The sequence below is a fragment of the Serratia sp. HNCC26DJ206 genome (assembly GCF_057180605.1).
On the sequence record NZ_JBXUGP010000067.1, the window covers coordinates 1 to 7340 of the forward strand.

2 pseudogenes are annotated in these 7340 nt (G+C 54.6%); both read right to left on the reverse strand.

From position 1 onward, the window contains the following. Positions 1 to 6754: pseudogene (locus AC2A1E_RS23560) on the reverse strand (autotransporter outer membrane beta-barrel domain-containing protein); the annotation flags it as partial. A gap of 60 nt (positions 6755 to 6814) precedes the next feature. Further along, a pseudogene (locus AC2A1E_RS23565) lies at positions 6815 to 6916 on the reverse strand (ESPR domain-containing protein); the annotation flags it as partial. Between the last annotated feature and the right edge of the window lie 424 nt (positions 6917 to 7340).

Genomic DNA, 7340 nt, shown 5'->3' on the forward strand with positions numbered 1-7340 from the left:
ACACCACCGGCGGCGTATTGTCCCAGGAAGCGCCGGTCACCACGTTGATGGTCCCGCTGCTGGCCGCCAGGGTCTGAGTGGTAATAGTGCTCTCGGCGCTGGACAGCGGTGCCCCGCCGGTAAAGTTCAGCGTCCCGCCGTCGAGCATCAGGGCGCGCAGCGTTTCGGTGCCCGGCGTTCCGGCGACCCCCACGGTGGTAGTGCTACCGTCGCCCAACGTCAGACTCGCGCCGGTCAGGGCACTGGCATTGGTATCGGCCAACGAGAAAGTGGCATTGTTCAGGGTCACGTTACCCGTGAAGGCGGAGCCCGCACCCGCCCCGAAGTTAAAGGCGTTATTGGCCGTATCGACGTTGACCTGCCCGGCCCCGGTCAAGGTATTGTTCAGGGTAAAGGTGCCGCCGTTGGTGATGTTCAGCGTGCTGGTCGCATCATTAACGTTCAGCACGGTATCCACATTCAGCGCCGTCGTCCCGTCTAAGGTCAGAGAGGAGTTGGTGTTAATGTCCAACAGGCCGCTAAAGCCCGCCGCATTGCTGTTGCCAGAGAGAGCGATATTGCTGTTGCGCAGCACCCAGTGGCCCGCCCCGCTCAAGGCATTGTTCAGCGCAGTCAACGCCCCGCCCTCAAAGGCAGTAAAGTTCAGCGTACTGCCACTGCCGATACTGACGCTGCCGGTGCCCAGATTGGCGCTCTGCGAGACGGTCAGGGTACTGCTGTCTATCAGGTCAAACAGCCCGGCAAAGCCACTGTTAGCCCCCGTCAAGGTGGTGTCCGCGGCGTTATTGAGTTGTACCGTGGAGCCCGCTATCCCACTCAAGGTGTTGGCCAGCGTCCCGGTGAGGCCATTGAGCAACAACTGGGCGGAGGCCGCCGTGAGGTTGACGTTGGCCGCCGAGGTTCCCAGGTTGGTGACCGTGCTGACCGTCAGCGCGCCCCCCGCATTGATCGCGTGGGTACCGCTGAAGGTGTTGCTGCCGCTCAGGGTCACCGCCGCATCGGTGTTGACTGTCCCGGCCCCGCTCAATACGTTGGCCAGGGTATCGGCCGCGTTCAGATTCAACGTACCGCCGACCTCCACCGCGCTGGTGCCCAACGCATCGGCCGTGCTTGAGGTGATGGATGCCCCGGATGCAATATGGGTGGTGGCGGACAGACCGCCGTTGGCGGCGCTCAGGGCCAGATCCCCGCCGTTCACGTTCAGCGTGCCAGCCCCGGTCAGGCCGCCGGTGGCGGTTGAGGTGCCCCCTGACGACAGGTTCAACGTCCCGCCCGCCAGATCGAGCACCCCGGTGTTGGTCAGCAGCCCGCTGGTCAACACGCCGGGATCGAGCGTGACCGTGCCCAGGTTGGTCAGGGCGCCGACCGTCTGGCTGAAGTTATTGGTATTGAAGCTGGCACCACTGTTTACCGTCAGCAGTGAGGTGGCGCCAAAGCCGTTGTTGCTGCCCAGCAGCACTGTGCCACCGGTCACCAGGGTACTGCCGGTGTAGCTGTTCTGGCTGTTGGTGACGGTCAATGCCCCGTTGGTGGCATTAAATACAATGCCACCGACCCCGGTCAGTTGTGCAGTCAGCTCCTTGTTGGAGTCCGGGCTGGCATCGGTGGCCACAATCAGCGCATCAGGGGTGTCCAGCAGCAGGTTGATCGCACTCAGGTCGTAGTTCAGGTACAGGCCAGTCGCGCTGGCGGCATTGGTGTTAGACAGGGCGTAATTGTAGGTTGCATCCGCCACATGCTGCGCGTTCTGGTTGATGGCAGAGACCAACCCCAATGGCGTCACCGCCACACCGTCAATCATCAGCGTCAGGGTATCGGCCCCGCTGGCCGTGGTGGCGTTGATCAACTGCATCGCCGTCGCCCCCCGGTTCTGCTCCAGGATCGACAGATTCGGTGACACCACCGGCGGCGTATTGTCCCAGGAACCCCCGCCCACCACGTTGATGGTGCCGCCGTTGGCGGTCAGCGTCTGAGCGGTAATGGTGCTCTCGGCGCTGGAGAGCGGTGCCCCACCGGTAAAGTTCAGCGTCCCGCCGTCGAGCATCAGGGCGCGCAGCGTTTCAGTGCCCGGCGTTCCGGCGACCCCCACGGTGGTATCGCTGCCAGTGCCTAGCGTCAGACTCGCGCCGGTCAGGGCACTGGCATTGGTATCGGCCAACGAGAAGGTGGCATTGTTCAGGGTCACATTGCCGGTGAAGGCGGTGCCCGCACCGACACCGAAGTTAAAGGCGTTATTGGCCGTATCGACGTTGACCTGCCCGGCCCCGGTCAGGGCATTGTTCAGGGTAAAGGCACCACCGTTGCTGATGTTCAGCGTGCTGGTCGCATCGTTGACATTCAACACGGTGGCCGCATTCAGCGCCGTGGCACTGTTCAGCGTCAGAGAAGAAGCGGTATTGATGTCCAACAGGCCGCTAAAGCCCGCCGCATTGTTGCTGCCAGAGAGATCGATATTGCTGTTGCGCAGTACCCAGTTGCCCGCCCCGCTCAAGGCATTGTTCAGGGCAGTCAACGCCCCGCCTGCAAAGATATCAAAGATCAGGGTACTGCCACTGCCGATACTGACGTTACCGGTACCCAGATTGGCGTCTTGCGAGACGGTCAGAGTGCTGTTGCCCGTCAGATCAAACAAGCCGGCAAAGCCACTGTTGGCACCGCTCAAGGTGGTGGATGAACTGTTATTCAGTTGAACCGTAGAGCCCGCTACCCCGCTCAGGGTATTACCCAGATTTTCTATGAAGCCATTAAGCAGCAATTGTGCAGACGTATCCGTTAAATCGACCTCTGCACTGCCCAGATTAGCTGCGCTGCTTACCGTCAGGCTACCGTTGGTACTCACATCAAAAATGCCACTAAAGGTATTGTTACCCGTCAACCCAATCGCGGCGTTAGCATTCACGCTGCCTGCACCACTGAGTGGGTTGGCAAAACCTGGGTTGGCACTGTTCAGATTCAGGGTGCCGTCAACCTCAATACCACCGCTGCCCAGATTACCCGCACCGCTAAGCGTAGCGATCGCACCAGAGGCCACCGTGGTCTGAGCCGACAACCCGCTGTTTGCGCCCGTCACGGTGAACGTACCGCCGTTGATATTCAACGCACCCGCACCGGTCAGCCCTCCCGTTGCACTCGACGTGCCGCCATTGGTCACGTTCAGGGTTCCTCCGGCCAAGCCGACGGTTCCAGCATTGCTCAATGCGCCTACGGTTTGCTCATTGCCCGCCAGATTGACCGTTGCCCCGGCCACGACATCAAGCAGTGATGTATTACCCAGAGAATTATTGGTTCCCAGCGTCAGGCTACCTGCATTCACTGTGGTAGAGCCCGTGTAGTTGTTCAACTCATTACTGAGAGTCAGCGCCGTATTATCTGCACCAATCGCCAGATTGCCCGCGCCAGTTAATTGCGAGGTGAGCGTGGTATTGCTGGCACCGTTGGAGGTTAAGGTCAGCGTTTGCCCGGCTTGCAGATCAGATTGGGTCAGTTGTTCATAAATACTCAGCCCCAGATTACTGAAACCATAATTACTGACCAGAGCAAAATCGTAGGTATTCACTGCGACCACTTGGCCGCCTTGTATATAGTCTGCCGTGGTACCTGCAAGCAGGTTATTACCCAATAAATCCTGCAACTGGAGTCTGGCTAAATCTGCCCCGGAGAGCGCATTGCCACTTTGTACCAGATCGGTAAAGGCCCCCGCGTTGAGATCCAAAATGTTTCCTACGGTCAGCAACGTAGGATCGGCCTGAATGACCGAATTCCCCGTGACGGCGAGTAAACCAGAACCCGTACCCGCGCCGGTACTGATAAGACCGCCCGGTGAGAATTGCAATGTGCCACCGTTAAAGACCAGGTCACCGACGTTATGAATACCGGGATCTAGGGTGATAATTCCCCCCGTAGAATTACGCAGGGTGGCGTTATTCAGCGCACTGGAATTGAGCCCCGACAAATTGAATGTGGCATTACTGATATCAACAATACCGGCAAATGCGCTCCCGGCACCGGCACCAAAATCAAATGCACCACCCGTGTCGTTAATATTAAGCAGGCCAGTACCGGTTAATGTATTATTAAAGGTGCCGCTATTGGAAAAATTCAATACGCCGTTGAGAGCAATCGAGGCGGTACCAAACTGATTGAACGCATTGGCGTTCAATGTGCCACCAGCATCAATCTGCCAGTTCCCGGTAAAGGAGCTAGCCCCGCTCAAGGTCACATTCCCAGCAGATTGTATTTCTGCATTACCTGCGCCACTGAGAATGGCGTCAAATGCACCGTTATAGGTACTAGCGAATAACAAGGTATTACCGGCGGCCAGGTTAACATTGCCGCTAGTGATATTGTTACTGTCACTCAGGGCAATATTCGAGTTCGCCGTTAGATTGATATTATCGAAGTTCTGCAACCGGGTTCCACTGTTCAGGGTGCGTGTGGAGTTGCTCAGGTTCAGCGTATTGGTACCGCCCCCCGCATTAAGCACGCCTAAAGAGGTGATGCTGCCGTTGGTGAGATCATTGACATTAAAGGTATCGTTGCCTGCCCCCGTATTCACCGCATAGATCGTGGCACCATCGTTAACATTAACGATGTTATTACCGGCTCCCAGATCGATAATACCCGTGCTGACCGAACCGGTACTCAACGTCAGCGTATCCACGCCAGTGCCACTGGTCAGAGAGCCCAAAGTACTGTTGTTAACGATGGTATTACCGCTGTTCCCCATGGAAACGCTGCCGCTGATAAACCCGTTATTGATCAATGACTCGGGAATAGTATTGCCAAACGTGATCGCGGCGGCTCCACCACTGGCATTGATCTTCGTATTAGGCCCGACAGTGACGGAACCTCCGGTAGCACCTGAGGTCGAGATCCCCGTTGCTGCCGCATTGTTAACATTGATATCCAGATAAGCAGAAGAAAGATCGAGCGAGGCCGTCGAACTGATCCCGGTGACAGCACCACTTCCCGTCAGGTTAATGGCGTTATTGGCCAGGCCTTGCAGGAAGTTAAGGCCTGCCAAGGTGGTGAACACCGTGCCGCTGGTGGCATTGAATTGAGTATTGCTGAGATTAACACTCCCCGACGCCCCTTTGGAGATCGCACTGCCGGTTCCCCCCAGATTAAAGATGGTCCCTGTCAGCGTCTGGATGCCCGCGTTGGTTGCCCCAATCGTCAAGCCTGTGGCGGCACCTGTCGTCGCAATCGTGCCGTTAATCAGATTAAGAACGATGTTGTTGCCCAGCGTGATCCCACTGCCGCCGGTGGCATTAATCGTCCCTCCGGTGCTATCCACCGTGATGTTTTTACCCGCAGTAGTGGCACTCAACGCCAAACCGGCGGTGGTGCTGGTGATCGAACCGCTGTTGGTCAGGGTAGCTGTTCCGCTGCCGTTATGGGCAATAGCCACCCCGGCAGTGGTGCTGTTAATGATACCGGCGTTGGTGACGTCTACCACGCTACTACCAGAATCAGTAACGCTGATCCCGGTCGCTTTTCTGATCGTCCCTTCAGCCTCATTACGTACGACCACCTTGCCCGATGAGCCTGCGGTGACGTTAATCCCGGTACCGGCGGTGGTATTTGCCGTACCATCAGAAAGGGTCGCCGCTGAACGGATATAAATGCCCCCCGTTCCCGTGGTTTTGGTAGCAACAATCCCATCATTGGCTGCTCCGGAAGCAACAGCCAGACTTGATCCCGCAGCCAGGTTGTAGATCACATCGTTAGGTGAGGCTGGACCATTATAGATATATGAGGTGGTGGTGGTACTGGGGGCGTTGCTGATCACATCACCCGCCAGATTATTCATGACAACCACAGCACCGGGGCCAAATAAACCGGTCACAGTGTTATAAGAGCCTATCTGCACACCATAGTTGGCAAGACCTAATGGGTTTTGGCTATCAATCGTCAGGGTCAGTTTGGCGCCGTCATCAATCAGGTAGTTATACGATGCAGTCCCAACACCCACGGTACCTGGACCATTCGTCAGACGTGTACCAATAATATTAACATCCGAACCAGCGGCAAAGTGAAGCAGGCTGTTAGCGGCAGTATCATTACTCCAGAATACCGCTGGATAGTCGGGGCTGGTGATCCCCGTTAAATCGAAATTACCGGTAAAGGTAATATTGCTGCCTAATACCGATTGTCGGTAGGTACCGAAATTCAACGTTATGGGTTGGATAATATCGCCAAATATCACCCTACCTGCGCTGTTAGGTGTTCCGAGAGCGGTATCAATCCCCATTGCAACAAGCTTACCGTTAGGTACTGAGTTGATATTATCCAACGTCGCTGCCAATCTGGTAGTAGCATCTTGTGCATAGATTAATCGAGAAACCGTGCCGCTGGTGATCGCCGAGGTTGAGGTGATATCGCCAAAATTGGTGAGTTTGAACGTAGCATTCTGCCCAGCCCATGCCGCATTGTTGGTACCTGCCGCCGTCATGGTAAAAGCATAGCCAGCAAATCTTAAATTAAAACCGCCACCATCTACCACCAGATTCTGCCGGGCGTTTGTGGCTTGGTTCACCGCGATCCCACCAGCATTTGATGCTGACATATCGATATTGGCGGTTAATAGGATCGTCGTCGCGTTACTGCCTGCTCCAGAACCGCTCAATGCTGTTGTTAAAGCAGCCGCAGTACCCACAGTAACGCAACTGCCCCCCGAAGCATTACATTCAGCCACGGTAATCGCATAAGCATTATTGTAAACCGCCAGGGCAGAAAAGAGTGACAAAGCCACAGCGCTATTTTTGAATAATTTATTATTTTTAGTTACTTTATCAACATGTTGCCGAGCACGGTTGCTGTGACTGGCTGTTTTTTGCTTTTTATTAGTGAGTTCACTGACAACTACCCAAACCTGTAATACCGCACTCCATATCACTCTATAAACTTTGTTCATAAGAATCCCTCTGAAGGTCTGCCAGACGCCATAAGCTATTAACCACCTTCTAATTTGAAGGCGCAAAGACACGAATTTAAGTTAAATCTAGTTCTGTCTTGTCAAAACGCAAGCAGACCGATTACGGTTAGAAATCTTTTGAAATCAAGGCTCAAGGAGGGAGTTTTCATCCTATTTTTTAAATGGATCACTTATGCATTCAACAAGTTAAGATTAATCTCAAAAAAATAACTCACTCACTCCAGCTCATATTTATTTTTACAAGCTGATCATCTATGTCGCTGATACACAACATATTCAGACAATTTAAATACATTCAATGCGTAGGGAATTTTAGGCTGAATTAAGCAATCCTAAGGAATAAAGATCTAATAATTCAGAGTTACCTATATGAATCAGCAAACACAGTATCCACAAACACACC